Origin of the sequence: Halomonas sp. RT37, assembly GCF_040070525.1 — a bacterium.
GTDB lineage: Bacteria > Pseudomonadota > Gammaproteobacteria > Pseudomonadales > Halomonadaceae > Halomonas > Halomonas litopenaei.
Genome location: NZ_CP098827.1, coordinates 2,234,350 through 2,260,900, shown reverse-complemented (window position 1 = coordinate 2,260,900; position 26,551 = coordinate 2,234,350). Strand labels below are relative to the sequence as shown.

At 64.1% G+C, this 26,551-nt stretch carries 24 protein-coding genes; 13 read left to right on the top strand and 11 right to left on the bottom strand.

What is annotated here, in order from left to right; genetic code table 11:
• Nucleotides 1-151: 151 nt before the first annotated feature.
• Nucleotides 152-910: a DUF1338 domain-containing protein gene (locus NFG58_RS09590; RefSeq protein WP_348828050.1), complete on the top strand. Its 759-nt coding sequence runs from the start codon at nt 152-154 to the stop codon at nt 908-910.
• A 9-nt stretch (nt 911-919) separates the two neighbouring features.
• Here the strand turns inward: NFG58_RS09590 and NFG58_RS09585 are convergent, their stop codons facing one another.
• The 3 genes from NFG58_RS09585 to NFG58_RS09575 all read right to left on the bottom strand — a co-directional run bounded on the left by NFG58_RS09585 (nt 920) and on the right by NFG58_RS09575 (nt 3,988).
• Nucleotides 920-2,212 (bottom strand): MFS transporter, encoded by a 1,293-nt coding sequence (locus NFG58_RS09585; RefSeq protein WP_045991470.1) that lies wholly within the window; start codon nt 2,210-2,212, stop codon nt 920-922.
• A gap of 357 nt (nt 2,213-2,569) precedes the next feature.
• Complete coding sequence (locus tag NFG58_RS09580; RefSeq protein ID WP_045991471.1) at nt 2,570-3,229, bottom strand: CoA transferase subunit B; 660 nt, start codon at nt 3,227-3,229, stop codon at nt 2,570-2,572.
• Between the two features lie 57 nt (nt 3,230-3,286).
• A complete protein-coding gene (locus NFG58_RS09575) occupies nt 3,287-3,988 on the bottom strand; it encodes a CoA transferase subunit A (protein ID WP_348828049.1) in 702 nt (233 codons plus the stop codon).
• Nucleotides 3,989-4,170: 182 nt separating this feature from the next.
• Here NFG58_RS09575 and NFG58_RS09570 point away from each other — a divergent pair, with 182 nt between their 5' ends.
• The 6 genes from NFG58_RS09570 to NFG58_RS09545 all read left to right on the top strand — a co-directional run bounded on the left by NFG58_RS09570 (nt 4,171) and on the right by NFG58_RS09545 (nt 9,778).
• A complete protein-coding gene (locus tag NFG58_RS09570; RefSeq protein WP_108133579.1) occupies nt 4,171-5,073 on the top strand; it encodes a LysR family transcriptional regulator in 903 nt (300 codons plus the stop codon).
• A gap of 130 nt (nt 5,074-5,203) precedes the next feature.
• Nucleotides 5,204-6,079, top strand: coding sequence for an acyltransferase (locus NFG58_RS09565; protein ID WP_222569043.1), 876 nt, complete (start codon nt 5,204-5,206; stop codon nt 6,077-6,079).
• Nucleotides 6,022-6,957, top strand: coding sequence for a LysM peptidoglycan-binding domain-containing protein (locus NFG58_RS09560; RefSeq protein WP_348828048.1), 936 nt, complete (start codon nt 6,022-6,024; stop codon nt 6,955-6,957). Before NFG58_RS09565 ends, NFG58_RS09560 begins: the two co-directional genes overlap by 58 nt.
• Before the next feature lie 163 nt (nt 6,958-7,120).
• Entirely contained in the window at nt 7,121-8,281 is a 1,161-nt protein-coding gene (locus NFG58_RS09555; RefSeq protein WP_348828047.1) for a glycosyltransferase family 1 protein, read from the top strand.
• Nucleotides 8,282-8,425: 144 nt separating this feature from the next.
• Nucleotides 8,426-8,998 (top strand): phosphatase PAP2 family protein, encoded by a 573-nt coding sequence (locus tag NFG58_RS09550; RefSeq protein WP_181248681.1) that lies wholly within the window; start codon nt 8,426-8,428, stop codon nt 8,996-8,998.
• Between the two features lie 186 nt (nt 8,999-9,184).
• The gene (locus NFG58_RS09545) at nt 9,185-9,778 is read left to right on the top strand and encodes an alpha-ketoglutarate-dependent dioxygenase AlkB (RefSeq protein ID WP_348828046.1); all 594 of its coding nucleotides are present in this window, start codon (nt 9,185-9,187) and stop codon (nt 9,776-9,778) included.
• Nucleotides 9,779-9,941: 163 nt separating this feature from the next.
• Here the strand turns inward: NFG58_RS09545 and gcvT are convergent, their stop codons facing one another.
• Nucleotides 9,942-11,051, bottom strand: a complete 1,110-nt coding sequence (gene gcvT, locus NFG58_RS09540; protein WP_348828045.1) for a glycine cleavage system aminomethyltransferase GcvT — start codon at nt 11,049-11,051, stop codon at nt 9,942-9,944.
• 83 nt (nt 11,052-11,134) lie between these two features.
• Complete coding sequence (locus NFG58_RS09535; RefSeq protein ID WP_045991478.1) at nt 11,135-12,526, bottom strand: sodium:alanine symporter family protein; 1,392 nt, start codon at nt 12,524-12,526, stop codon at nt 11,135-11,137.
• Between the two features lie 564 nt (nt 12,527-13,090).
• Between NFG58_RS09535 and gcvH the strand changes: the two genes are divergently transcribed.
• Together gcvH and gcvP are read left to right on the top strand one after the other, a co-directional pair.
• On the top strand, nt 13,091-13,483 hold the full coding sequence (gene gcvH, locus NFG58_RS09530; protein ID WP_045991479.1) for a glycine cleavage system protein GcvH: 393 nt from the start codon (nt 13,091-13,093) through the stop codon (nt 13,481-13,483).
• Nucleotides 13,484-13,629: 146 nt separating this feature from the next.
• Entirely contained in the window at nt 13,630-16,524 is a 2,895-nt protein-coding gene (gcvP, locus tag NFG58_RS09525) for an aminomethyl-transferring glycine dehydrogenase (RefSeq protein ID WP_348828043.1), read from the top strand.
• A gap of 80 nt (nt 16,525-16,604) precedes the next feature.
• Here the strand turns inward: gcvP and NFG58_RS09520 are convergent, their stop codons facing one another.
• Entirely contained in the window at nt 16,605-17,522 is a 918-nt protein-coding gene (locus tag NFG58_RS09520) for a LysR family transcriptional regulator (RefSeq protein WP_045991484.1), read from the bottom strand.
• 241 nt (nt 17,523-17,763) lie between these two features.
• On the opposite strand from NFG58_RS09520, the gene NFG58_RS09515 reads away from it, so the two are divergent.
• Nucleotides 17,764-18,054, top strand: a complete 291-nt coding sequence (locus tag NFG58_RS09515; protein WP_222516845.1) for a hypothetical protein — start codon at nt 17,764-17,766, stop codon at nt 18,052-18,054.
• A gap of 26 nt (nt 18,055-18,080) precedes the next feature.
• Entirely contained in the window at nt 18,081-19,454 is a 1,374-nt protein-coding gene (ppnN, locus tag NFG58_RS09510; RefSeq protein ID WP_045991486.1) for a nucleotide 5'-monophosphate nucleosidase PpnN, read from the top strand.
• 139 nt (nt 19,455-19,593) lie between these two features.
• Here the strand turns inward: ppnN and NFG58_RS09505 are convergent, their stop codons facing one another.
• Nucleotides 19,594-19,962, bottom strand: coding sequence for a hypothetical protein (locus NFG58_RS09505; protein WP_045991487.1), 369 nt, complete (start codon nt 19,960-19,962; stop codon nt 19,594-19,596).
• Nucleotides 19,962-20,426 carry a flavodoxin domain-containing protein gene (locus tag NFG58_RS09500; RefSeq protein WP_045991488.1) on the bottom strand — a complete coding sequence of 155 codons (465 nt, stop codon included), beginning with the start codon at nt 20,424-20,426 and terminating at the stop codon, nt 19,962-19,964. Before NFG58_RS09500 ends, NFG58_RS09505 begins: the two co-directional genes overlap by 1 nt.
• Before the next feature lie 152 nt (nt 20,427-20,578).
• Here NFG58_RS09500 and NFG58_RS09495 point away from each other — a divergent pair, with 152 nt between their 5' ends.
• Nucleotides 20,579-20,785 (top strand): DUF2788 domain-containing protein, encoded by a 207-nt coding sequence (locus NFG58_RS09495; protein WP_045991489.1) that lies wholly within the window; start codon nt 20,579-20,581, stop codon nt 20,783-20,785.
• A gap of 241 nt (nt 20,786-21,026) precedes the next feature.
• Nucleotides 21,027-22,406, top strand: a complete 1,380-nt coding sequence (locus tag NFG58_RS09490) for a nucleobase:cation symporter-2 family protein (protein ID WP_108133571.1) — start codon at nt 21,027-21,029, stop codon at nt 22,404-22,406.
• Between the two features lie 270 nt (nt 22,407-22,676).
• Here NFG58_RS09490 and ihfA read toward each other — a convergent pair whose 3' ends face one another.
• The 3 genes from ihfA to pheS form a co-directional block, all read right to left on the bottom strand.
• Nucleotides 22,677-22,973 carry an integration host factor subunit alpha gene (gene ihfA / locus NFG58_RS09485; RefSeq protein ID WP_045991491.1) on the bottom strand — a complete coding sequence of 99 codons (297 nt, stop codon included), beginning with the start codon at nt 22,971-22,973 and terminating at the stop codon, nt 22,677-22,679.
• A 57-nt stretch (nt 22,974-23,030) separates the two neighbouring features.
• Nucleotides 23,031-25,412, bottom strand: coding sequence for a phenylalanine--tRNA ligase subunit beta (pheT, locus tag NFG58_RS09480; protein WP_348828041.1), 2,382 nt, complete (start codon nt 25,410-25,412; stop codon nt 23,031-23,033).
• 65 nt (nt 25,413-25,477) lie between these two features.
• Nucleotides 25,478-26,497, bottom strand: coding sequence for a phenylalanine--tRNA ligase subunit alpha (gene pheS, locus NFG58_RS09475; protein WP_045991493.1), 1,020 nt, complete (start codon nt 26,495-26,497; stop codon nt 25,478-25,480).
• Nucleotides 26,498-26,551: the final 54 nt, after the last annotated feature.

The window sequence follows — 26,551 nt, the reverse complement described above, 5'->3', positions numbered from 1 at the left end:
CATGCCACCTGCCCTGCCCATCCTGGCCAACAGAGCTTGCCCTCACCCGTCTGGCCGCCGAAACCGTTGAACGTTCGCCCGTCGTTGAAAGATCGTCCCTCCTTCCTGCCTATACTCACAGAACAGGCTTCCTGGCAGGCAAGGATCGGCAATGACAGAGCAGCAGCGCTTCGTTCAGCAATTGTGGCTGGACTACGTCCATCAGCACCCTGACATCGGTGCGCTGCGCCTGTGGCCGGTGGATGCGCCGGTCGAGTGCTTCACGCTGGTCACCGTGAGCCAGTCCCCCTGGAGCCTGGCCTCCCTGTTGCCGGATCTTGAACAGCACGGCTACCGCCCTCTATATCGCTACGCCCTTCCCGACCGAGGCCTGCTCGCCTGCCTGTTCGCCGGCCGTGAAGAAGGGCCGAGACTGAACATCGTCGAGCTGCAGACCACCCGTCTGTCGCGTCAGCCTCGCGATACTCTGCTGAAGCTGGTCGCCACCGGCAACGCAGAACGAACCCCATTGCTTGGCGCCAACCGACCCTGGTCGATGCCTGACTGGGACAGCTACCAGCAGCTTCATCGCGCCCATCCACTGGCCGGCTGGCTGGCGGTCATGGGCCCCCGGGTGCATCACGTCGCCTTCGATTGCCGCAGACTCGACAGAAGCCTGGTCGAGCTGGACCAGGCACTCCAGCAACATGGCCTGCACGCCGGACAGAACGAGGATCTGGCGCTCCCGCTGTCGGCGATGGTCGAACACCGCTTCTACCCGACCTGCTCTCGGCGTCTGGCGTTCGCCCAGGGAGATGAACATCGGGTGCAGCTCGGCGGCCTGCTGCTCTTGGAAAAACAGGCCAGTGCGGGCCAGCAGCGCACCGCCGACGTGATGCTGCCACCCCACAGCCGCTGCGAAATCACCTGACGCCGGGCGTTAGCCGACGGCGTCGGCTGTGTGCTCTTCTTCACCCTCCAGGTCCAGCTCAAGCTGCTGGGGCTCGTAGCGGGGATCGATCTCGGCGAAGTGCGGAGTCTCCATCACCGGCTGAGCGACGAAGGGCTCCTGCTCGACCGACTTGCCCCGCTCACCGTGGAGCCTGACCATCACGAACATGGCCAGGGCAAAGGCCGCCATGCCGAGAAACAGCCATAGTCCGTCGGGACCCGCCGCCTGCATCACCAGCGAGGCACTGAAAGGCCCGATGACCGAGCCGATGCCGTACCAGATCATCAGCTTGGCATTGGCAGCGACCACCTCCTCGGGTTCGAGCCAGTCATTGGTATGGGCCAGACTGAGCGAGTACAGGGTATGGAGCATGGCAGTGTGGCCGCAGGCGATCGCCAGCAGCAGCCAGAAGCTGGCACCGGCCGCCGCCGAGATCAGAGCACCGGTGACAGTCATCACGATCGCCATCCACAGAATGACGCGACGCCGGTCGAGACGATCCGAAACCCGTCCCAGCCCCCACTGGGCGACCAGCGCCACCAGAGTCGTAACCGCCATGAACTTGGCGGTCTGGGCGGTGGTCAGGCCGATTTCCTGACCGTAGTACGGAGTCATGGCAAAGAACGCCTGCACCATCAGGCCGCCGGTAAAGGCACCGACCAGGCCCACCGGCGCCCGCCGATACAGGGTCGACAGACGAATCTTGCGCGGCGTCACGTCGTGGTGACGACTGGGCCCCTGGATACGATGAATCGACAACGGGACCAGCGACAGCGCAAACAGCATCCCCACCACCGAGAACAGTACCGGGCCGCCCGGGTCGGCCAGATTGAGCATCCACTGGCCGCCGGCCAGCGAGGTGGTCGAAATCACCATGTACCAGCCCAGCACGCGACCGCGATTATCGTTGCTGGACTCCCCCGACACCCAGGACTCCATGACCATCAACAGGCCCGCCGTGGCACCACCCCCGATCAGCCGCCAGACCAGCCAGGCCCAGGGATTGATCCACAGTCCATGAAGCATGGCGGTAACTGCCAGCGACGCCGCACAGGCGGCGAACACGCGAATATGGCCGACGCTGCGAATGCGCTTCTCGAGCCAGTAGCTTCCGGCCACGAACCCCAGCGAGAAGCTCGACATCAGAAGCCCCGCCATCTGGGAGGGGAAGCCCTCCAGCGACATGCGGACCCCGAGCAGGGTCATGATCAGACCGTGACCCAGCAGGAAGCTGATCTCACACAGGAACAGAACCGGGAGAGTGGCAGGGAGTGCGCGCAACACAGACCTCCGTGGCGATGGCGAATGGCCGGCCGAGAGCCCGTCTCGACCAGTGACCTGGGCGCCGCATTGTACCTGCCAGGGCTAGACTCTCCATCCCTCCCACGAGGTTCATCCACAGATTCTGTGGATAAAGCTGTGCATCAAGGCGTTTGAACCGTCCAAAAGCCCGATCACTGCGGCACCGGACTCAAGATGGTCATAAATTCGGCAACCGCGACAGGGTCTCGCAAACGCCAGCGGGCCCGGCGTAAGCCGGCCCGCTGCGAGGGTGCCAAAACCTTGTTCTCGCTCAAGGTATCAGCCAGCAGAACATGCTGGCTCGGCAAGGGTGACGCTGGTCAAAGGGCGTTTTGGTCAGTCGAAGACCATTTCCGGGACGTCATCCGGCACGATCAGCTTGCCGGCGGTCTTTTCCTTGATCTCCTCGACACTGACGCCCGGTGCCCGCTCCTTGAGGATAAAGGCGCCGTTATCGATCTCCAGATAGGCCAGATCGGTCAGCACACGATTGATGCAGCCGGCACCGGTCAGCGGCAGGCTGCAGGACTCCAGCAGCTTGGAAGTGCCGTCCTTGGAGGCGTGGGTCATGGTGCAGATGATGTTTTCGGCACCCGCCACCAGGTCCATGGCTCCGCCCATGCCCTTGATCAGCTTGCCCGGGATCATCCAGGAAGCGATGTTGCCGTTCTGGTCAACCTCGAAGGCGCCCAGCACCGTCAGGTCGACGTGACCGCCGCGAATCATCGCGAAGGACTCCGCCGAGGAAAAGATCGCCGACCCCGGACGCGCGGTGACGGTCTGCTTGCCTGCGTTGATCATGTCCGGATCGACCTCTTCCTCGGTGGGGTAACGCCCCATGCCGAGCAGACCGTTCTCGGACTGCAGCATCACGTCCATGCCTTCCGGAATATAGTTTGCCACCAGGGTCGGAATGCCGATGCCCAGGTTCACGTAAAAGCCGTCTTCGAGTTCGCGCGCGACACGCTGCGCCATCTGTTCACGAGTGAGTGCCATCTTGATGCCTCTTTGCTGTTCTTTGGAGAAGTCGTTGCGTCAGGGCGATGCGCCTGATCAGCCCTGGTGTACGGTGCGCTTCTCGATACGCTTCTCGAAGGTGCCCTGGATCAGGCGGTCGACGTAGATACCGGGCGTGTGGATCTCGGCCGGATCCAGCTCGCCCGGCTCGACGATCTCTTCGACCTCGACCACCGTGATCTTGCCGGCGGTGGCGACCATGGGATTGAAGTTCTGGGCGGTCTTGCGATAGACCACATTGCCGTAGCGATCGGCCTTCCAGCCCTTGACGATGGCGAAGTCACCGACGATGGCCTCTTCGAGGATATAGTGGCGACCGTCGAATTCGCGCACTTCCTTGCCCTCACCGATGGGGGTGCCATAGCCGGTCGCGGTGTAGAAGGCGGGAATACCGGCACCACCGGCGCGCATCTTTTCGGCCAGGGTCCCCTGCGGGGTCAGCTGCACATCGATCTCGCCGTCGAGCATCTGACGCTCGAACAGGGCGTTCTCGCCCACGTAGGAGGCCAGGATCTTGCTGATCTGACGATCCTCCAGCAGCACCCCGAGGCCAAAGCCATCGACGCCACAGTTGTTGGAGACCACCGTGAGGTCCTTGACCCCGCGACGCTTGATCTCGGCGATCAGGTTCTCCGGAATGCCGCAGAGACCGAAGCCTCCGGCCAGCACCGTCATACCGCTCTCGATGCCGTCCATCGCCTCTTCATAGGAATACACGCGCTTGTCGAATCCGGCCATGTGGGGCGCCTCGTCTGTCGATGAAAGTGAAAGGAGAGGTGGCGAACCGGCACCGTTCCGGTGCCCCGCCCTGCCTCAAGGTAGCACTGAAGGCAGTGTTGCTCGCCCCCATATATTTGTTAAGTTTGTTTTCTTTATTGATTATTTATATCTTTAAATAAATTTGACCTTGGTAGCATGTCGTGACCGTCAAGCAACTGCGTGCCTTTCTGGCGGTGGCCAGAACCCTGAGCTTCACCCAGGCCTGTGAACAGCTCCACCTCTCCCAGCCGGCGCTGAGCCTGGCGATCAAGGGTCTCGAGGACAGCCTAGGCGGTAGACTGCTGATCCGCACGACCCGAAGCGTCCGCCTGACCCCCGAAGGTGAGTCCCTGGTGCCACTGGCCAAACGCTTGCTGGTGGAATGGGACAACACCGAGGACGCCCTGCGCCAACGCTTCACCCTGCAACTTGGACGGCTCTCCCTGGCCGCCATGCCGGCCTTTGCCGGCAATCTGCTGGCCCCGGCGCTGGGGGTGTTTCACCGCCAGCACCCGCGTATCAACGTCACCGTACATGACGTGGTCAACGAGCAGGTGATCGACATGGTGCGCCAGCGCCAGGTGGAGATGGGCATCGCCTTCGAGCCGGAGGCCACCGGCAGCCTGCACTTCACTGCGCTGTTTCACGACCGCTTCGTGGCCGTGCTGCCCCCACGCTCGCCTCTGGTACAGCATTCGAGCCTCGACTGGGAAAGCCTGATGAGCTGGGACTTCGTGGCGCTGCAGCGGCCTTCCATGGTACGCCGCCTGCTGGAGCAGCAGCTCGGTGCCCGCCACGGGGCCCTCAAGGTAGCCTTCGAGACCCATCAGCTCGCCAGCGTCGGGCGCATGGTGGCCAATGGCCTGGGCGTCAGCGCCGTGCCCTCGCTGTGCCTGCGTCAGATGCAGGAGGCCGGCGCGGTCTGCCGCCCGCTCAAGGATCCCGTCATCGAGCGCGCCGTGGGGGTGGTCACCTGGAACCCCCACGAGCTGTCGGTGGCCGCCCGCGCCATGCTCCAGGTACTGGTCGACAATATCGAGACACCGACCCTCTCCGAAGCATGACGCCGACATGGCCGTGGACCCTCGCACTGGGCAGCCGGCACCGGATCCATTAGGATTGGCGGGCCTGCCTCGCCCACTGTCACGGCCAGGCGACACCCGCTCTATCTGCTGTTGCGAGGTTATCCAAGGAATGTCGACCCTCAAGGGCCTGATCAGCGTTCTGCTGCTGGTTGGCAACACGCTATTCTGGACCATCCCGTTGGTGATCCTGACCCTGCTCAAGGTGGTCACCCCCGGGCGACGCTGGCAGCGGCGCGTGCTGGCCGGACTCAACGCCATCGCCCTCAACTGGATCGGTTTCAACCTGTGGTGGATGCGTCACTGGGTCAAGCCCGACCTTCGCATGTCGGTGCCCGAGGGGCTGAGCCCGGACGCCTGGTACCTGGTGCTGTCCAACCATCGGAGCTGGACCGACATCTTCCTGCTGATGATGGCCTTTCATCGCAAGATCCCGATGCCGCGCTTCTTTCTCAAGCAGCAACTCATCTGGATCCCGGTAGTAGGCATGGCCTGGTGGGCACTGGAGTTTCCCTTCATGCGCCGCTACAGCAAGGAGCGCCTGGCCGCCAACCCACGCCTTGCCGAGCGCGATCGCAAGGCCACCGAGCGCATGTGCAAGCGTGCCCGCGACGTCCCCATTGCCATCATCAACTTTGTCGAAGGGACCCGTTTCACCCCGGCCAAGCGCGAGGCCAGGCAGAGCCCCTTTCGCCATCTGTTGCGCCCCAAGGCCGGCGGCATCGCCCAGGTACTGAACCTGCTCGGCGATCGTCTCGACGCCATCATCGACCTCACCATCGACTACCAGTCGAGCCAACCCAGCTTCTGGCGCTTTCTGTGCGGCCAGGAGAAGGCCATTCGCCTTGATGCACGCCGCCTCGACGTGGCGCCGTGGATGCTGGAGGGGCGCTATCACGACGACCCGCACTACAAGGAACGCTTCCACTCATGGCTCAACGCCCTGTGGCAGAACAAGGACGCCTCACTCGACTCGCACCGCTGGTGATCGCCCTGCTGCTGGCCGGCTGCGCCGGTCAGGGGGCATCGCCGGCGTCATCGCAACGCAGCGCCAGCGTCGCCGGCAGCAGCATTGCCGGCGACTGGATCAGCGTGCAGCGCGGCGACACCCTCGGCTCCATCGCCCGCCGCGCCGGCGTACCGCTATTGCGACTGCAGCGCTTCAATCCGGGTGTCGACGCCCGCCACCTGGCCGTGGGTCAGCGCCTGCTGGTGCCCTCTCATCAGGAGCGGGCGCCGTCCGGTGGCCCCTATCGCTATCAGATCCGCCCCGGCGACACCTATAGCGCCGTTGCCAGGCGCTTCGGCACCACCGCTCAGCGCATCCAGAGTGCCAACCCTGGCGTCCGCGCCACCGACCTCAAGGTCGGCCAGGTGATCCAGGTGCCGCTGGCCAGCGGATCGGTCGCCAGCCGCTCATCATCCAGCAGCTCAGGCACGTCCAGCCCCTCTCGCTCCGCTTCGTTGCCGGATCCCGGTCCGGTCGCCTCAAACGCTCGTGGCTGGCCCTGGCCGCTGGACGACTACCGGGTGGTGCGCCGTTACGGGAAGGACAGCCGCGGCAGCCTGCAGCCGATGCTGCTGGCCACCGACGAGGGCGCCCGGGCCAAGGCCGTTGCCGATGGCCAGGTGCGGTTTGCCGACGGCATGCGCCAACTGGGCCAGGTGGTGATCGTGCACCACGCCGACAACCTGCAGAGTGTCTACGCGCTATGTGACGACCTGCTGGTCAAGCAGGGAGAACAGGTCAGCCGCGGCACCCCACTGTGCGTGGTCGGCAAGCATGCCTCGACCGGCCGCCACGATCTGCTGTTCGACATGCGCCATGGCGGCAAGCCCATCGACCCGGACACCATCCTTCGCTGAGCGCTGCGGGCCGAGTCGACGCAAGCACAGACCGCTTGTCCGTCGCCCGGCCCCGTCGACACCGTAACAGCCTGTTCATATCGCTGACCTAGAGATGTCATGCTGGAGCATCACTCTGTCTCGGGAGCGGGCCATACGGGGCCCGACCGGTACGAGGAATTCCATGCGCATCTGTCTGGTCAGCGAAACCTGGTCTCCTGATATCAATGGGGTCGCCCATACGCTGGGGCGCATCAGCCAGGAACTGCGTGCTCTTGGCGTGACGCTGCAGCTGGTCCGGCCGGCCCCCGTCGACGGCTCCACCGAACCCGCTACCGGGATGGCCCACGAACTTCGCGTACGCGGCATGTCGATGCCGCGCTACAAGGAAGTGCGTATCGGCTGGGCCTCCGCCAGTCGTTTGCGCAGGCTATGGCGCGACAATCGTCCCGACGCCATCTATGTAGCGACCGAAGGCCCCTTGGGCTGGTCAGCCCTGCGCGCGGCAGAAAAGCTGGACATTCCCGTGGTCAGCGGCTGGCACACCAACTTCGATCACTACTGCCAGGACTATGGTCTGCCGTGGCTGGCGCCACTGGTACGCAATCGCCTGCGGCATTTTCACAATCGCTGTGCGGCGACCCTGGTACCGACCCATCAGCAAGCCCGGGAGCTTGCGCAAAGAGGCTTCGAGCGCGTCAGCGTCATGGCACGCGGCATCGAAGGCGATCGTTTCACCCCCGCCAAGCGTAGTCAGCAACTACGCGACAGCTGGGGTGTCGGCCAGCACCAGCCGGTGGCGCTTTACGTGGGCCGACTGGCGCCGGAGAAGAACCTGGAGCTGTTGCGCGACACCTTTCTCGACATGCTCGAGGCGCGCCCCGACATGTGCCTGGTGGTGGTGGGCGACGGCCCCGGGCGGGCATCGCTGGAAAAGGCCCTGCCGGACGCCATCTTTACCGGCTTCATCGATTCCGCCGAGATGCAGATCCACTACGCCAGCGCCGACATCTTCGTCTTTCCCTCGCTGTCGGAGACCTGGGGCAACGTCATTCTCGAAGCCATGGCCAGCGGCCTGGCGGTGGTAGCCTTCCGCCACGCGGCCGGCGCCGAGTTGATCACCACCGACAAGGATGGTGTCAGCGTCGCCGCCGGTGACAACGCCGAATTCCGCCAACAGGCGACAGCGCTATGCCAGCAGCAGGCACGCTACGCCCGCCTGGGCCGCGCCGCCCGGGAACGCGCCCTGGCCTACCGCTGGCCGTCCATCGCCCAGACCTTCCTCGACGCCCATCACCAAGCCCTGACGTCGGGAACCGGCCTGTCGGACCCCGCCAAGGCCTAGATCGCTCGTTGAACACCCCGCCGCCAGAGCGAGCGGCGGCGTGGAGGCCACAGGCAGCGGGCCCTGGCACGACACATGACGACACATGACGACACATGACGACACAAGACGCTAGAAGACGACTTACCGCCAGGGAGATGTGACATGCCCACTAAAATCCCGCAGATGTTCGACCGCCTGGATATGCTCGAGTGGCAACTGTGCCAGCGCACCGCCGGCCTCAGCATTCACCGCCCCTGGCTATCCACCTTGAAGATCTCCAGCAAGCTGGGCGACTGGCCGATCTGGGTGGCGCTGATCCTGGCGCTGCCGGCGATCCACGGCCGCGATATCGGTCTGCGCCTGATGCTCGAATACACCGTCACCGCCGTGGTGGCGATCGCGGTGTACAAGCTGCTGAAGACCCGTCTGTGTCGAGAGCGGCCCTTCATCACCTTTGGCGGCAGCATCCAGTGCAACGAACCGGCCAGGGACCGCTACAGCTTCCCCAGCGGCCACACCATGCACGCGGTGATGTTCTGCACCCTGGTCGCGGTACACAGCCCCGCCCTGCTGCCCTGGCTGCTGCCCCTGGCGGGCCTGATCGCCATCTCGCGGGTGGGTCTGGGACTGCACTACTACAGTGACGTCCTTGCCGGCGCGGCGCTCGGCTATGGCATGGCCCTGGCTAGCCTCGGGCTTTCCTCGACCACTCTGCTGATCGCGGCGTCCCACTGACGCCGCCTCGGGGGGCATCACTGCCGCTCGCCCGCATCTCGCCCGCACCTCTAGAACAAGCGCCACCGCTCCTGATCGGTGGCGTCAGCCAGCCTTCACTGGCATCCTGCTTGAATGCCTCCACATGACCCCAAAGCGCTGCTCGAATTGCTACACGAAGCACCACTCGAAGCGCCATCCCAAACCTTGGTCGAGACCCCGCCGCTTTACTACCTGCCCGGGCTCATAAGCGAGTCCGACGCCAGCGACCTGCAGGATAGGCTACGCCAGGAACTCGACTGGCAGCAGCCCGAACTGACCCTTTACGGGCGCAGTCATCCCATTCCCCGCCAGCAGGTATGGATGGGCGATCATGCCTATCGCTACTCCGGCAGGGACTTCGCGCCCTGCCCCTGGCATCCGACGGTGGCGGCCCTGCGTGATCGTCTCAATGACCTGCTCGAACGGTTTTCAGCCGTCGACAAGAGCACACCGACCAGCGCCTTCAATAGCGTACTGATCAACCGCTATCGCAACGGCGAGGACCGCATGGGCTGGCACTGCGATAACGAAGCGGTACTTGGCGACTGCCCTACCATCGCCTCCATCAGCCTGGGAGCGACCCGTCCCATGCGCTTTCGCTGGAAGGACCGCTCGTCCGAGGCCTTCAACGTCTGGCTCGAAAGCGGCAGCCTGCTATGGATGGGGCCAGGCTGCCAGGAACAGCTCGAACACGCCCTGCTGCCGCGCAAGATCCCGGGCGAGCGAATCAACCTGACCTTTCGTCGGCTTGTCGTCTGATCTGCAATGCCGGCGCCAGACCCGAGCCGTCTCTTTCTCCAGGACATAAAAACGGCGCCCTGTGGGCGCCGTTGATCGTTCATCCGATGGCACTTTCCGCCACACAAGATAACGGTATAACGCGTTATCTATCGAGATGTCAGCCGCGTTGTCAGCCGCGTTGTCAGCCGCGATAGTAACCCGGTGTGATGACCGGCATGCGCGTCACCGTCATCGGCAGACGCTTGCCACGCACCTCGGCGTACACGGTGGTGCCGATCTCGGCGTGATCGAGGCTGACGTAGCCCATGGCCACCGGCTTGCCGACGCTGGGGCCAAAGCCACCGGAGGTCACCTGCCCGAGTAGACGATCGTCCTCGCTGTAGAGCTCGGCACCTTCGCGCACCGGGGCACGCCCCTCGCCCAGCAGGCCGACGCGCTTGCGCTGGTGATCCTTGACTTCGACTTGGTGCAGCACCAGATCAGCCCCCGGGAAGCCACCGGCGCGCTCGCCGCCACGACGACGTGGCTTGCCAATGGCCCAGATCAGCCCCGCCTCCACCGGCGTCGTGGTGGTATCGATATCGTGGCCGTAGAGACAGAGCCCGGCCTCCAGGCGCAGGGAATCACGCGCCCCCAGGCCAATGGCCTCGACCTCTTCCTCGGCCAGCAGCTTGCGCGCCAGGGCGTCGGTCTGATCAGCCGGCACCGAGATCTCGAAGCCATCCTCGCCGGTATAGCCGCTGCGGCTGATCCACACCGGGATACCGTCGATGTCGAAGCGACCATGCTGCATGAACACCATCTCGCAGGCTGCCGGACACAGGCGCGCCATGACATCGGCGGTCTTCGGCCCCTGCAGCGCCAGCAGGCCGCGATCGACCACCTCGACTTCGTGGTCGGGCAGCCCGCGACGCAGATGGGCGATGTCCTGATCACGACAGGCCGCGTTGACCACCAGGTAAAGGTGGTCACCGGCGTTGACCGTCATCAGGTCATCGAGGATCCCGCCGTCTTCGCTGGTAAACAGGCCATAGCGTTGCATGCCTTCGGGCAGGCCGACCAGATCCGCCGGCACCAGGGTCTCCAGCGCGGCCAGCGCGTTCTCGCCACGAATCAGGATCTGCGCCATGTGCGAGACGTCGAACAGGCCGCAGGCCGCGCGGGTATGCTCGTGCTCTTTCTTGACCCCCAGCGGATACTGAACGGGCATGTCATAGCCCGCGAACGGGACCATCTTGGCCCCCAGCTCTCGATGCAGGGCATTCAGCGGTGTCGTCTTGATTTCACTCATGGCGTTTCGTCTCGTGGTTCGTGAAAGAACCCTTGCAACGACAGGAGGTGCCCCTGAGGGCACCTCCCGTGGTCGGCTCAGGCTCAGGACTTGTCGTGATCAAGGGCCTCGCCCGGCAGGATGTCCTTGCCGTCGAAGTAGTCCTTGGTCAGCTTGAACACCACCGGCGACAGCAGCGCCAGGGCGATCAGGTTGGGAATCGCCATCATGGCGTTGAAGGTGTCGGCCATCAGCCAGATGAAGCCAAGCTGGGCCAGGGCACCCACCGGAATGGCCAGCACGAACAGTACCCTGTAGATCATGATCGAGCGGGTACCGAACAGGAACTGGAAGCACTTCTCGCCATAGAAGGACCAGCCAAGGATGGTGGTGAAGGCGAAGATCGCCAGGGCGATCGACACGATGGCCTCACCCCAGCCATTGGGTAGGGCATTGTCGAACGACAGCGCGGTCAGCGAGGCGCCGGCCTCACCGGTCTCCCAGATCGGCGCGGTCAGGATCACCAGGGCAGTGATGGTGCACACCATGATGGTATCGATAAAGGTACCGAGCATGGCGATCAGCCCCTGGCGAACCGGGTTCTTGGTCTGGGCCGCGGCGTGGGCGATCGGCGCGCTGCCAAGACCGGCCTCGTTGGAGAAGATACCCCGAGCGACACCGAACCGGATGGCCGCCATCACGGCTGCGCCGGCGAAGCCACCCATGGCGGCATGGGGATTGAAAGCGTAGTAGAAGATGTTGCTCAGGGCGCCGCCGATCTGGTCGGCATTGACCGCCAGGGCACTGACACCGGCGATGATGTAGGCGATACCCATGATCGGGACCAGCTTGCCGGCCACCTTGGCGATGCGCTTGATGCCGCCGAGGATCACCGCACCGGCCAGCACCATGATCACCACACCGGTAATCCAGGGCTCGATGCCGAAGCTCGACTCGAGGGCGTCGGCCACCGAGTTGGACTGCACGGTGTTGCCGATACCGAAGGCGGCCACGGCGCCGAAGAAGGCGAAGGCGCCACCCAGCCACAGCCATTTGCGGCCGAGTCCGTTCTTGATGTAGTACATCGGTCCGCCGATATGGAAACCGGTGTCATCGGTCTCGCGATAGCGCACCGCCAGCACCGCCTCGGCAAACTTGGTCGCCATGCCCACCAGGGCGGTGATCCACATCCAGAACACCGCACCGGGGCCACCCAGGGCGATCGCCGTGGCCACACCGGCGATGTTACCGGTACCGATGGTCGCCGACAGCGCCGTCATCAAGGCGTTGAACGGCGAGATCTCGCCTTCATCCTTGCTTTCGGACTTGCTGTCACGCCCGCCCCACATCAGCTTGAACCCCATCCCCAGCTTGCGGATGGGCATGAGCTTGAGACCCAACTGGAGGTAGATACCCACCCCCAGCAACAGGATCAGCATGATCGGTCCCCACACCACCCCATTGATGGCGGAGAAGATATTGTTGAGTGCTTCCACGGAAGTCTCCCTTTTGACTCGGCACTTGTTGTTATGCGCTGTCGACCAGCAGAAAGCCTGTTTACCGTGAATTGTTATCGGAATAACAGGCATGTCAGACGAATCGACAGCACGGACCCGCCTACGATAGCGGATATTGTCGCAAGGGCACCAGCAACGCTTGTCCACGCTAACGCCGCTTCGCCAGCCGTTGTTTGCATGAACGTCAACCGTGTTTCCTATTGGAAACTTTTGCCACCTTAGCCAAGGCGTTTGGTCTTGGCAAATCCCCCTTTGGTCGCTGAAGGCCCCCGCGCCTCTTCGACGTCTGTAGCATAGTCGCCAACGTCGAATCATGCCGGGTCTCGCCACCAACGCGTCCATCACGTGCCATCCGCCCATCCCTATCACCTCACCGTGGCTTCAGCCACGGGCGTGGACTGGACGCCAACCGCGAGTCGTTCCACCCTATGTCTTGAGAGTGCGGCGACCACCCCGTTTTTCTCTCATCATGGACTCGCCAAACGCCGAGAATGGCGTTAGCATGCGCGAAACCGGAAAACCTTTTTCGTATAGGAAATCGAGATGAGCTCAATCCCCGCCAACCTGCGCTATGTCGACAGCCACGAATGGATTCAGGACAACGGCGACGGAACCGTCACCATCGGCATCACCGATCACGCTCAGGAAGCCCTGGGTGACGTGGTCTTCGTCGACCTGCCCGAGGTCGGCACCAGCCTCGCCAAGGGCGACGAATTCGGCGTTATCGAGTCGGTCAAGGCCGCCTCTGACCTTTATGCGCCGGTGGACGGCGAGATCGTCGAGGTCAACGAGTCCCTCGAGGACGCTCCGGAGACCGTCAACGAAGCGCCTTACGAGGATGGCTGGATCATGAAGGTGCGCCTCGACGACCAGAGCGCCCTCGACGACCTGCTCGACGCCGACGCCTATCAGGCGGTGGTCGACGCCGAAGGCTGAGCCGGGCCTCTGCGACCCGCGCCACCAGGGGGAGCCACTCCCTCCCCTCGCCGGGGCCATGTGGCCCCGGCCAACGCGCCCGCCACCACGCGAGGCAACCCGTTATTCATCCGGATCTTCGGGGTCCGTCACACTCAAGGTGTTCCATGGCTTTCGATACACGTCGCCTGGCCGAACTGGCCGATCACGATGCCTTTCTCCGTCGTCACAATGGTCCCGATGGGGACGACAGGGCCAAGATGCTGTCGGCCCTGGGTGTCGAAGGCGTGGAGTCCTTGATCGACAAGACGGTGCCCGCCAACATTCGCCTGGGCCGTGAGCTCGATCTGGATCCCCCCAAGGCCGAAGCCGAGGCGCTGGACTACCTGTATCGTCTGGCCCGCCAGAACAAGGTCGCCCGCAGCTACATTGGCCAGGGCTACTACGACACCCACCTGCCGGCGGTCATTCAGCGCAACGTGCTGGAAAACCCGGGCTGGTACACCGCCTACACCCCCTATCAGCCCGAGATCTCCCAGGGCCGCCTGGAAGGCCTGCTGAACTTCCAGCAGATGGTGATGGACCTGACCGGGATGGAATTGGCCAACGCCTCGCTGCTGGATGAAGCCACCGCCGCCGCCGAGGCCATGGCGCTGTGCCGACGCTCCAACAAGAAGGCCAAGACCAATGCCTTCTTCGTTGCCGACGATGTATTCCCCCAGACCCTGGACGTACTCGAGACCCGCGCCTCCTGGTTCGGCTACGAGATCGTCATCGCCCCGGCGGAAGAACTCGCAAGCCATGACGTCTTCGGCGCACTGCTGCAGTACCCCGGCAATGACGGCCGCGTCCACGACCTGGCACCGCTGATCGCCGAGGCCAAGAAGCGTGGCGTGATGACCTGCGTTGCCACCGACCTGATGGCCCTGGTACTGCTCAAGGAGCCCGGCGCCATGGGCGCCGATATCGTGGTCGGCTCGAGCCAGCGTTTCGGCGTGCCGATGGGCTTCGGTGGCCCCCACGCTGCCTTCTTCGCCACCACCGACAAGCTCAAGCGCTCGATCCCCGGCCGTATCATCGGGGTGTCGAAGGATGCCCGCGGCAACACCGCCCTGCGCATGGCCATGCAGACCCGCGAGCAGCACATCCGTCGCGAGAAGGCCACCTCCAACATCTGCACCGCCCAGGCGCTGCTGGCCAACATCGCCGGCTTCTACGCGGTGTATCACGGCGCCGAGGGCCTGCGCACCATCGCCGGGCGCATCCATCGGCTGACCACCATCCTGGCCACCGGCCTGGCCCAGAAAGGCGTCAGCCTGGCCAACGACAGCTACTTCGACACCCTGCGTCTGACCGGGGTCGATCGCGGCAAGATCCACGGTCGAGCCATGACCCACGAGATCAACCTGCGCTACTTCGACAACGGCGACGTGGGTGTCAGCCTCGACGAGACCACCACCGCCCACGATCTGGACGCGCTGTTCGACGTGCTGCTGGGCGAGGAGCACGGCCTTGGCGTGCGCGAACTCGACGACGGCATCCTCGAGTCCCAGGCCAGCGGCATTCCTGCGGCTTGCCGACGCGAGAGCGACTTCCTTGAGCACCCGACCTTCCAGCGCTATCGCAGCGAGACCGAGATGCTGCGCTACCTCAAGCGCCTGGAGAACAAGGACCTGTCGCTGGCCCACGCGATGATTCCGCTGGGCTCCTGCACCATGAAGCTCAACGCCACCACCGAGATGATGCCGATCACCTGGCCGGAGTTCGCCCGCATCCATCCCTTCGCGCCGAAGGATCAGGTCGCCGGCTATCGCCAGATGATCGACGAACTGGCGGCCTTCCTGGTGGAGATCACCGGCTACGACCACATCTCGATGCAGCCCAACTCCGGCGCCCAGGGCGAATACGCCGGTCTGCTGGCGATCCGTCGCTACCAGGCGGCCCAGGGCGAGGGCCACCGTGACGTCTGCCTGATCCCCAGCTCCGCCCACGGCACCAACCCGGCCTCTGCTGCCATGTGCAGCATGCGCGTGGTGGTGGTGGAGTGCGACGAGGATGGCAACATCGACCTGGCCGACCTCAAGGCCAAGGCCGAGCAGCACTCACAGGCACTGTCCGCGATCATGCTCACCTACCCGTCCACCCACGGGGTGTTCGAGGAAGGCGTGCGCGAGGCCTGCGACATCGTCCACGCCAACGGTGGCCAGGTGTATATCGACGGCGCCAACATGAATGCGCAGGTCGGCCTGGCACGTCCGGGTGACTTCGGCGGCGACGTCAGCCACCTCAACCTGCACAAGACCTTCTGTATCCCCCACGGCGGTGGTGGCCCCGGCATGGGCCCGATCGGTGTCAAGGCGCACCTGGCGCCCCATGTGGCCAACCACAGCGTGACCCCGATCGACGGTGTCGAAGAGGACTCCGGCGCGGTGTCCGCGGCGGCCTTCGGCTCGGCCTCGATCCTGCCGATCTCCTGGGCCTACATCAAGATGATGGGCGCACGCGGCCTGCGCGAAGCCACCGAGCTTGCCATCCTCGGCGCCAACTACATCGCCACTCGCCTGGAAGCGCACTATCCGGTGCTCTACAAGGGCCAGAACGGCACCGTGGCCCACGAGTGCATCATCGACATCCGTCCGCTCAAGGCGGCCTCCGGCATCAGCGAGGAAGACATCGCCAAGCGCCTGATGGACTACGGCTTCCACGCCCCCACCATGTCCTTCCCGGTGGCCGGCACCCTGATGATCGAGCCCACCGAGTCGGAGTCACTCTATGAGCTGGACCGCTTCTGTGACGCCATGATCGGCATCCGCGAGGAGATCGCCCGGGTCGAGAGCGGCGAGTGGAGCCTGGAGGACAACCCTCTGGTGAAGGCCCCGCACACCATGGCCGACCTGATGGACGCGGACTGGAACCGGGGCTACTCCCGCGAGATCGGCGCCTTCCCCTCCGAGGCGGTCAAGGGTGCCAAGTACTGGCCGGCGGTCAACCGGGTCGACAACGTGCTGGGCGATCGCCAGCTGATCTGCTCCTGCCCGAGCATCGACGAATACCGCGACTGATCCCGTCGCAGGCAAAGCACAGAACCCCGCCACGGCGGGGTTCTGTCGTTTATCGCATGTGTGCAGGAAGGACTGACGCCTCAGCCCTCGGCCTGGCGACCCTCGGGGTGGCCGAAGCGCTCCAGATGGCGCTGCTCGCGAAAGGCCTCGAGCAGGTGGTGGTAGCGACTGGGGACCCGCGCCCCGCGTCGACTGACGAGGTAGAGCGTCTCGTCCATGGGGTGGGTCAGGGTCATCTCGCGCACCTGACGTTGCCAGGGCGAGGTCTCGAGCACCAGGCGCGAGACCACGCTGAAGCCGAGGCCACGGGCCACGGCGTCGAGCACCATGCCCACCTCGTTGGTGAAGCCCTGTCGCGGGAAGTGGCTCATGGAGCTGAAGTCGTCGGGAAAATTGGCTCGCAGCAGGCTACCGGCCTTGTCCAGACCATCGGTATAGCTGATGAAGCCGAGCCCCAGCAGGTCATTGAGGCTGGTGCCGGTAAAGTCCGCCGGCACTACCAGGCTCAAGGGTTCGTCGTGCCACGCCTCGCACTCGAGATCCGGGTGACGGGTGACCTCGGTGACGATGCCGAGATCGTGCCGACCGGCCAGCACATCGGCCAGGATCTCCTGATGAAAGGCGAAGCAATAGGATACGGTCAGTCCTGGATGCCGCTGCTGCTGGCCCAGGATAAACGGATAGAGCATCAGCCCGATGCTGCCGGGTGACGCCAGCCGACACTCGCCGCTGTCGAGACTCTCGTCGTCCAGAGAGTGACGAAACTGTTCATGCTCGGAAAACAGCTTTACCGCGTAGTCGTAAGCTCGGCGGCCGGCCTCGGTCAGCCGGAAGCGGCGCCCCTGGCGCTCCAGCAGGGTCTTGTCCAGATAACGCTCGAGCTTGCGCACGTGCTGGCTCACCCCCGGCTGGGTCATCTCGAGACGCTGGGCGGTACGGGTGAAGCTGCCGGTCTCTACCAGGGTGATGAAGGTGCGGAAGTACAGGGCATTGAACATGGAGTGACGCCAGGGTGATCCGTCCGGTTTGCAGGCCAGCGACAAGCCAGGTCATGGCTGCTGCAAACCAAGGCCAATTGAGGAAATGCCCACGCAGTGCACGAGGCCCTTTCCTTGGGTCGGCATAGTCTACCACTTCGGCACGAAGCCCGCAGCGGTGCGCCCTGACGCCCGGCCGTGGTAGCATCGAGCCATGATAGAGCGTTCATTTCACACCACCTCCGACCAAGAGTTCACCACCATGCATGACCCCATCGCCGCCCGTGCCGACGCCATCCATGATGCCCTGATCGACATGGAGCGTGACGCCAGCGCCGAGGAGCTGTTTCCGCTGGGCTATCTGATTCCCCAGATCCCCCTGGTGGTGGACCAGCTGGACTACGACCCGAGCGAAGTCACCAGTGACGATTTCGACGCCGTCTTCCATGAATGGCTGGACGGCGCCTTTGCCCAGGACGGCATGAGCGACGCGGATCAGAGCGCCGTGCGCGCCCTCTTCAATCAGGCGTGTGCCAAGGCCCCTGCGCCCTGACACCCGCCCAGACAAGGAAGCCTTGTATGCCAGAGACCATTTCCACCACGATCTCCCCCGAGGGCAGCCTCGAGATTCTGTCCCAGCACGAGGTCAATCGTCTGCGCGACAGCTCCCAGACCGGCCTGCACGAGATGCTGCGCCGCTGTACGCTGGCGGTGCTCAATTCCGGCAACCCCATGGATGACGGCCTGGCCCTGCTCGAGACCTACCCCAACTTCGATATCGAGCTTTTGCAGCAGGACCGCGGGGTACGTCTGAAGCTGACCGATGCCCCCGCCGAGGCCTTCGTCGACGGCCGCATGATTCGCGGCATCCGCGAGCATATCTCCAGCGTGTTGCGCGACATCGTCTACGTCTACAACGAGATCCAGAACCAGTCGCGCTTCGACCTGGCCACCGGCGAGGGCACCACCAACGCGGTGTTCCACATCCTGCGCAAGGCCGGCACGCTCAAGCCTAGCCGGGATCCCAGCCTGGTGGTGTGCTGGGGGGGTCACTCGATCTCCCGCGAGGAGTACGAGTACACCAAGGACGTGGGCTACCACCTGGGGCTTCGCGATCTCGACATCTGCACCGGCTGCGGCCCTGGCGCCATGAAGGGACCGATGAAGGGCGCCAACGTCGCCCACGCCAAGCAGCGCCGCTACCCCGGCCGTTACCTGGGGGTGTCGGAGCCCGGCATCATCGCCGCCGAGGCGCCGAATCCCATCGTCAACGAACTGGTGGTGATGCCGGATATCGAGAAGCGCCTGGAAGCCTTCGTGCGCCTGGGCCACGGCATCATCGTCTTCCCCGGCGGGGTCGGTACCGCCGAGGAAATCCTCTACCTGCTCGGCATCCTGCTGCACCCGGACAACGCCGACATGGAGTTCCCGGTGGTGTTCACCGGCCCCGCCAGCGCCGCCGCGTACTTCCAGCGAATCGACGAATTCCTGGTCTACACCCTCGGCGAATCGGTGCGCGAGCTCTATCAGATCATTATCGATGACCCGACCGAGGTGGCCCGCACCATGCGCGCCAACATCGACAAGGTCACAGAGTATCGGCGCGCCCGCCAGGACGCCTTCTACTACAACTGGCGCCTGACCATCGCGCGTAACTTCCAGGAGCCCTTCGTGCCGACCCACGAAGCCATGGCGTCGCTGGCGCTGAACCGTGAACTGCCCAAGCACGAACTGGCCGCCAATCTGCGCCGCGCCTTTTCCGGCATCGTCGCCGGCAACGTCAAGGAACAGGGCATTCGCGCCATCGAGGCCCACGGCCCCTTCCGCCTGCACGCCGAGGCCGACCTGATGGAGAAGCTCGACGCCCTGCTGACGTCCTTCGTCGCCCAGGGTCGCATGAAACTCGCGGGTGACTATGTCCCCTGCTATACCCTGGGCGGCGCTGTCGCCTGATCGCCCTCATCCGTATCCGCAGCACCATAAAAACACATCGCCCCGAGCCGCAAGGCTCGGGGCGATGTGTTTTCTTACTGAACGTGCAGAGCGCATCGGCGCCAACAAGACCGCCGTCACCAGAGCTCCGCCGCAAGGCTCAATCCCGCTTCGAGAACACCAGCACCACGGCGTGCAGCAACAGTCCTGCGGTCGCCCCCTGGGAAAGCACCGCCAGACCAAGCGCCATGCCATCGACCAGGGTGCTGTAGATCGCCATTACCACCAGGCCCACGACCATGCAGCCCAGCAGGGTGAACAGCATGCGTAGAAAGCGCGAGCGTCCCGCGCCATCGAGCAACCGCCACTGAAACAGGCTGGCCAGGGCCAGTACGCCGAGCACGATATAGCCCAGCGTCTCGCGGGTATCGAGACCGGCCATCTGGTAGCGCGGCAGGGTCAGCGCAAGCACCAGCATCAGGCCGACCATCAGGCTCAGGCGAGCAGGGCTCGCGATCGCCCTGGCCATCAGGCCACCTTCAGGTTCTGACGGGCAATCCAGCCCTCGACCCAGGGCAGCGCCTCGTCATCGGCCATGAAGGTCTCCATGGCGTCGATCTCGAGCCGGTCGTCGAGGCGTGTTGCGCCCTGCTCCTCGAGCAGCTGGTCCAGGCGACGCCCGGCGCCGCAGAAGGTTTCGCCGTAGGAGCTGTCACCCAGGGCGATCAGGCCATAGCGAAGTTGCCCAAGGCCGGGACTCTTGTCCTGCAACTCGCGCACGAAGCTGACGAAATTACCCGGGAAGTCACCGCTGCCGGTGGTAGACACGCAGAACAGCGCCAGATCGGGTGCATCGTCTGTGACGTCGGCCAGGGTCGGGTTTTCGAGCACCGAAACCTCGTAGCCCGCGTCCTCGAATAACGGCTTGACCTGTTCGGCTACGTCGAGAGCACCACCGTACATGGTGCCAACCAGTATCTTGAGAGTAGGCATGTGATGGAATTACCTGAGAATTTTGGTCGGATTCTAGCACGTAGGCTGGCGCCTGCGCATCCCTCGGGCGCTGCAAGCCGTGTCTGGACCGGATACCATGGCAGGCCAGTTCACACTCCCCCGCCCACCGCCACCACACAAGCGAGAGCCCCATGCGCGAGACCTTCGAGGCCTGGATCACCCCCATCATGATCGGCGGCCTGATCCTGTTCATGTGCTTTATCATCTGGGACCTGGCGAAGCAGTCCAAGGCTGGCCGCTTCGGCACCCTGATGCTGTTCATCGTGCTTGGCGCCGGCATGCTGGGCTACGTGGCAAAGGTCGTCATTACCTGGTATCTGGAAGGCAAGGGGGTCTAGCACCGCTCCTGGCGACACTTGCTCTCGTCGACTCTTCCACCAGAGCCTCAGCCTCCAGGTCGACATCGCCATTGTCCATGGCGTCGTTGTCTTACCGATTCTGCCGTTTTGTTCGTACCGCCGATATCAGGTATCGAACCATTGTTGTATACAGTTTGTCGTCCTACATTGGATACACTAGCGCTGCATAGTGTATTCAGTGACTAGAGACGCCCTGACAACAACCACAATGGCCAGGATCATGCAGACACCCCCCACGACACTGTTCGACTTCCACGGCCGGCCCGGCATAGCCCGGGCGCTGCCCATTTCGCTTCAACACGTGCTGGCGATGATCGCCGGTGTCATCACTCCGCCGCTTATCGTCGCCGGCGTGGTCGGCGCCACCCCGGCGGAAAAACTCCAGCTGATTCAGGTAGCGGTGCTTGCCTCCGGCGTCTGCACCCTCTTCCACCTCTACGGCGTCTGGAAGTTCGGCGCCCGCCTGCCGGCCATCTTCGGTGTCGGCTTCGCCTATGTGCCAACGCTGATCGCCGTCGGCGCCCAGTACGGCATCGAGGGCATCCTGGGCGCCCAATTGATCGGTGGCATCACCATGATGGTGGTGGGCTACTTCATCCAGTTCATCCGCCACCTCTTTCCCCCGGTGGTGGCGGGCACCGTGGTGCTGGTGATCGGACTGTCGCTGTACGACATCGCCATCCGTTACATGGCTGGCAGTGGCAACGTCAACGCCGAAGGCTTCGGTGATCTCGTCAACTGGGGCCTGGGCGTTCTGACGCTGGTCACCGTCCTGGTGGCGTCCCAGTTCGGGCGCGGCGTGGTCAAGCTGTCGGCCATCATCATCGGCATGCTGGTGGGCTATCTGGTCGCCATCCCCCTGGGCATGATCGACTTTTCCCCGGTGAACAACGCCCCATGGCTGGCGGTGCCGGAGTTGATGCCGTTCGAGATGGAGTTTCACTCCGCGGCCATCATTTCCATGGTGGTGATCTGCGTGATCAATTCAGTCCAGACGATTGGCGATCTCTCCGCGACCAGCGTGGCGGGGATGAACCGGGAACTGGCGACAAAGGAACTCACCGGCGGCCTGCTCGGCAATGGCCTGACGACCACCCTGAGCACCTTCTTCGGCGCCCTGCCGACCTCCACCTACAGCCAGAACGTCGGCATCGTGGCGATCACCAAGGTCATCAGTAGAAGCGTCTTCATGCTGGCGGGTGTCATCGTGCTGCTGGCCGGCCTCAGCCCCAAGTTCGGCGCGCTGATGACGACCATCCCCTATCCGGTCATCGGTGGCGCCACCATCACCGTGTTCGGAATGATCACGGTGACCGGCATCCAGCTGCTGATCAAGGACGAGATGACCGCCCGCAACATGACCATCGTCGGGCTGTCGCTGGCCCTGAGCCTGGGCATCACCTCGGTGCCGTCGGCGATCGAACAGTTCCCGGAAACGGTCAAGGACGTGGTCACAGGCGCACCCATCGTGATCGCCGCGATCAGCGCCTTCCTGTTGAACCTGCTGTTGCCGCGCAAGACACTGGCCCAGGAGGCTCAGGAAAGGGAGGAAGAAGCCCGACAGACGAATCTCGATCGCCAGAGTACCGAGGAAGGCTGACGCCCGGTACGCCTATGACCTTGATATCAGCCACGGCTGCAAAGGAGCTGTTGCAAGGCTCCACTCCAGCCCCGCCACAAAAAAAGCGCCGCCCTTTTGGGGCGGCGCATTTTACGATGACACTTTGCGTCACGACCTTCGGTTACGACACTTCTTCAGGGTGACGCCTTTACGGGCCAGGGCCTTTCAAGACAGACGTTGCAAGACGACACCATCGTGGAGCAACGCTTGGCGATCGGACGAGGCCGGCAAAGCCAAGGCTTCACTCCTCTAGGCTTCCTCGGGATGCCCCACCTGGCTTTTCAATTTCTGCCCGGGCCGGAAGGTCACCACACGCCGAGCCGAGATCGGAATCTCTTCTCCCGTCTTGGGGTTTCGCCCAGGCCTTTCACGCTTGTCGCGCAGATCGAAATTGCCGAATCCCGACAGCTTGACCTGCTCGTTTTCCCGCAGACAGGCGCGAATTTCCTCGAAGAAGGCTTCCACCATGGTCTTCGCCTCCCGCTTGGACAGGCCGAGCTCGGTATGCAGATGCTCGGCCAGTTCTGCCTTGGTCAACGCTCCCATGTTCTTATCCTCATGGTGATGGTCACGCCAACCGTCCGCGCCCGTCAGGGGAAAGCGTCAGGCACGCAGCTCGGCATTGAGTCCCTGCCGAGCCGTTGCCACGATGGCATCGACCAACTGATTGATTTCTTCGTCATTTAGCGTGCGCGAAGGATGCTGCCAGGTCAAGCCCAAGGCCACACTCTTACGACCTTCGGCTACGCCTTTACCCTGATAGACGTCGAAAAGCCCCAGTTCGGTGAGCCATTCACCGGCTTCGGCACGCACCCGGTCGAGCAGCGCCTGCACCGGCTGGTCCTCATCCACCACAAAGGCCAGGTCGCGACGCACCTCGGGATACCGTGACAGCGGCGCAAAGGCAGGGATGCTGCCCTGGCTGAGCGCGTCGAGGCGCACCTCGAACAACACGGCGTCGGTCTTGAGACCAAGCTTGGCCTTGACCGCCGGGTGCAGGGTGCCGATCCAGCCGGCTTCCTCGCCGCGATGGAGGATGCGCGCGCACTGTCCGGGATGCAGTGACGGGTGCTCGCCCGGCTCGAAACGCCAGGCGTCGGCGCTGCCGGTTACTTCGAACAGACTCTCGAGGTCACCCTTGAGATCGAAGAAGTCGACCTTGTCGCGACCGCCGGCCCAGCCTTCGGGAAGGCGCGAGCCGCAGACGATGGCGCCGAGCATCGGCACCTGCTCCAGTTCATCGAGCTCACCGCGGAAAACGAGGCCGCTCTCGAACAGGCGCACACGGGTCTGCTGGCGATTGAGATTGTGCTCAAGCGCCCTGACCAGGCCCGGGAACAGGCTCGCCCGCATCACCGACAGATCCGCAGAAATCGGGTTGGCCAGCACCGGCGACACCGCTTCGGGCAGCAGCACACGCTGCAGCTCCGGGGCGACGAAACTGTAGGTGATCGCTTCCTGGTAGCCACGTGCGGTCATTTGACGACGCAACCGCGACAACGGGCTCCTGGACTCATGGTCTGCCTTGAGGGCCAGGCGCACGGCGGGTCGACGCACCGGCAAACGGTTATAGCCGTGAATCCGCGCCACTTCCTCGATCAGGTCTTCCTCGATGGTGACGTCGAAACGCCAGCTCGGCACCTTGACCCGGAAGCCAGCGTCGATGCTTTCCACCGCCATGCCCAGGCGCTCGAGGATCTCGCCGACCTCGGCGTCGTCCAGGCGCTTGGACAGCGCCTTGGCCAGCCGATCGGTGCGCAGGGTCACCTCACGCTGAGCCGGCAGGTGCGCGTCGGATGCCTGCTCATTGAGCGGCCCGGCTTCGCCGCCGCAGATGGCGATCAGAAGCTCGGTGGCCCGCTCGATGGCACGGCGCGTCAACTCGGGATCGACGCCGCGTTCGAAACGATGCGAGGCATCGGTGTGAAGCCCGTAGGAGCGCGCTTGCCCGGCCACCGCCAAGGGGGTGAAGAAGGCGCCTTCCAGGAAGATATCGCGGGTGGCCTCGCTGACACCGGAGTGTTCGCCGCCCATCACGCCGGCCAGGGCCAGCGGTCCCTTCTCGTCGGCGATGATCAGGGTACTCGGGTCGAGGCTGACGGTCTGGCCATCGAGCAGCACAAGCTCCTCGCCCTGGCGCGCCAGACGCACAATCACGGCACCCTCGAGGTTGGCACGATCGAAGGCATGCAGCGGCTGACCCAGTTCCAGCATCACGTAGTTGGTCACGTCCACCGCCGGATCGATGGCGCGCACGCCGCTGCGGCGAAGACGCTCCACCATCCACATCGGCGTGGGACGGTTGATATCGACGCCCTTGATCAGACGGCCGATATAGCGCGGACAGCGCTCAACGTCCTCGACCCTGACCGGGAAGGTTTCGTCATGACTGGCCGCAACCTCGGAGATCTCCGGCTCGTCCAGGCCAAGACGGTTGAGCACGCCGACTTCGCGGGCCAGGCCCTGGACGCTCAGACAGTCACCGCGGTTCGGCGTCAGATCGACCTCGATGGTGTGGTCATCCAGGCCCAGGTAGTCACGCAGGGCGGTGCCCACCGGAGCGTCCTCGGGCAACACCAGGATGCCCTCGGAGGTGCCCTCCTCCAGGCCCAGTTCGGAAGCTGAGCAGATCATGCCGCGGGACTCGACGCCCCTGAGCTTGGCCTTCTTGATCTTGAAGTCACCCGGCAATACCGCGCCCACCCGGGCGAACGGGATATGCTGGCCGGCGGCCACATTGGGGGCGCCACATACCACCTGCACGGTCTCGCCGCTTCCGTCGTCGACCTGACAGACGTTGAGCTTGTCGGCATCAGGGTGCTGGGCCTTGTCGACCACCTTGGCCACTACCACCTCGCTGAAGGCCGCCGCCACGGGTTCGACGGCGTCCACCTCGAGCCCCGCCATGGTGATCTGGTCGGCAAGCCCCTGGGTGGAAAGCTGCGGAGATACCCACTCACGCAGCCACTGTTCGGATACTTTCATGAGGACTCCTTGACGTCCTGTTCCTGCATTCGATGTTCTTTATCGGGCCCTTTGGCCCGCAGCGCTCAGTGAAACTGACGAAGAAAGCGCAGATCGTTTTCAAAGAACAGGCGCAGATCGTTGACGCCATAGCGCAGCATGGCCAGGCGCTCGGCACCCATGCCGAAGGCGAAACCGGTATAGCGCTCGGGATCGATGCCGCCGTGACGGAAGACTTCCGGGTGAACCATGCCGCAGCCCATCACCTCGAGCCAGCCGGTGTGGGAGCACACACGGCAACCTTCACCGGCACACATCACGCAGGCGATATCGACCTCGGCGGAGGGCTCGGTAAAGGGGAAGTAGGACGGACGGAAACGTACCGACAGGTCATCGCGCTCGAAGAAGGCATGCAGAAAGTCTTCGATGGTGCCCTTGAGGTCGGCGAAACTGACGTCTTCCTCGATCAGCAGGCCCTCGACCTGATGGAACATCGGGGTATGGGTCAGATCCGAGTCACTGCGGTACACCCGACCCGGGCAGACGATGCGGATCGGCGGCTCCTCGGCCTTCATGGTGCGCACCTGGACCGGCGAGGTGTGGGTGCGCAGCAGCCGAGTGGCGTCGAAATAGAAGGTATCGGCCATGCCCCGCGCCGGATGGTGGGCCGGGATGTTCAAGGCTTCAAAGTTGTGGTGGTCGTCTTCGAGCTCTGGCCCCACCGCCACCTCGTAGCCGATGCGACGGAACAGGCCTTCGATACGCTCCAGGGTGCGTGTCACCGGATGCAGGCCACCAGTGGGCTGTCCACGACCCGGCAGGGTCACGTCCAGGCGTTCTGCGGCAAGCTTGGCGTCGAGCTCGGCCTTGGCCAGGGCCTCGCGCCGGGTATCGAGTTCCTTGGCCAGCTCCTGCTTGGCCTGGTTGATGCGCTCACCGGCCGCCGGGCGCTCCTCGGCGGGCAGCTTGCCGAGCCCCTTGAGCAGCGCGGTCAGTTCGCCCTTCTTGCCCAGGTACTTGACGCGAATCTCGTCGAGTGCGGCCATGGAGTCGGCTGACTGGATGGCGTCGCGAGCTTGTTGAACCAGGTCGGGAAGGTGGTCCATACGTTGAGCTCCGATATCGTTGATCGTTCAGTGGTGGAGTGGTCGCGCAATAGT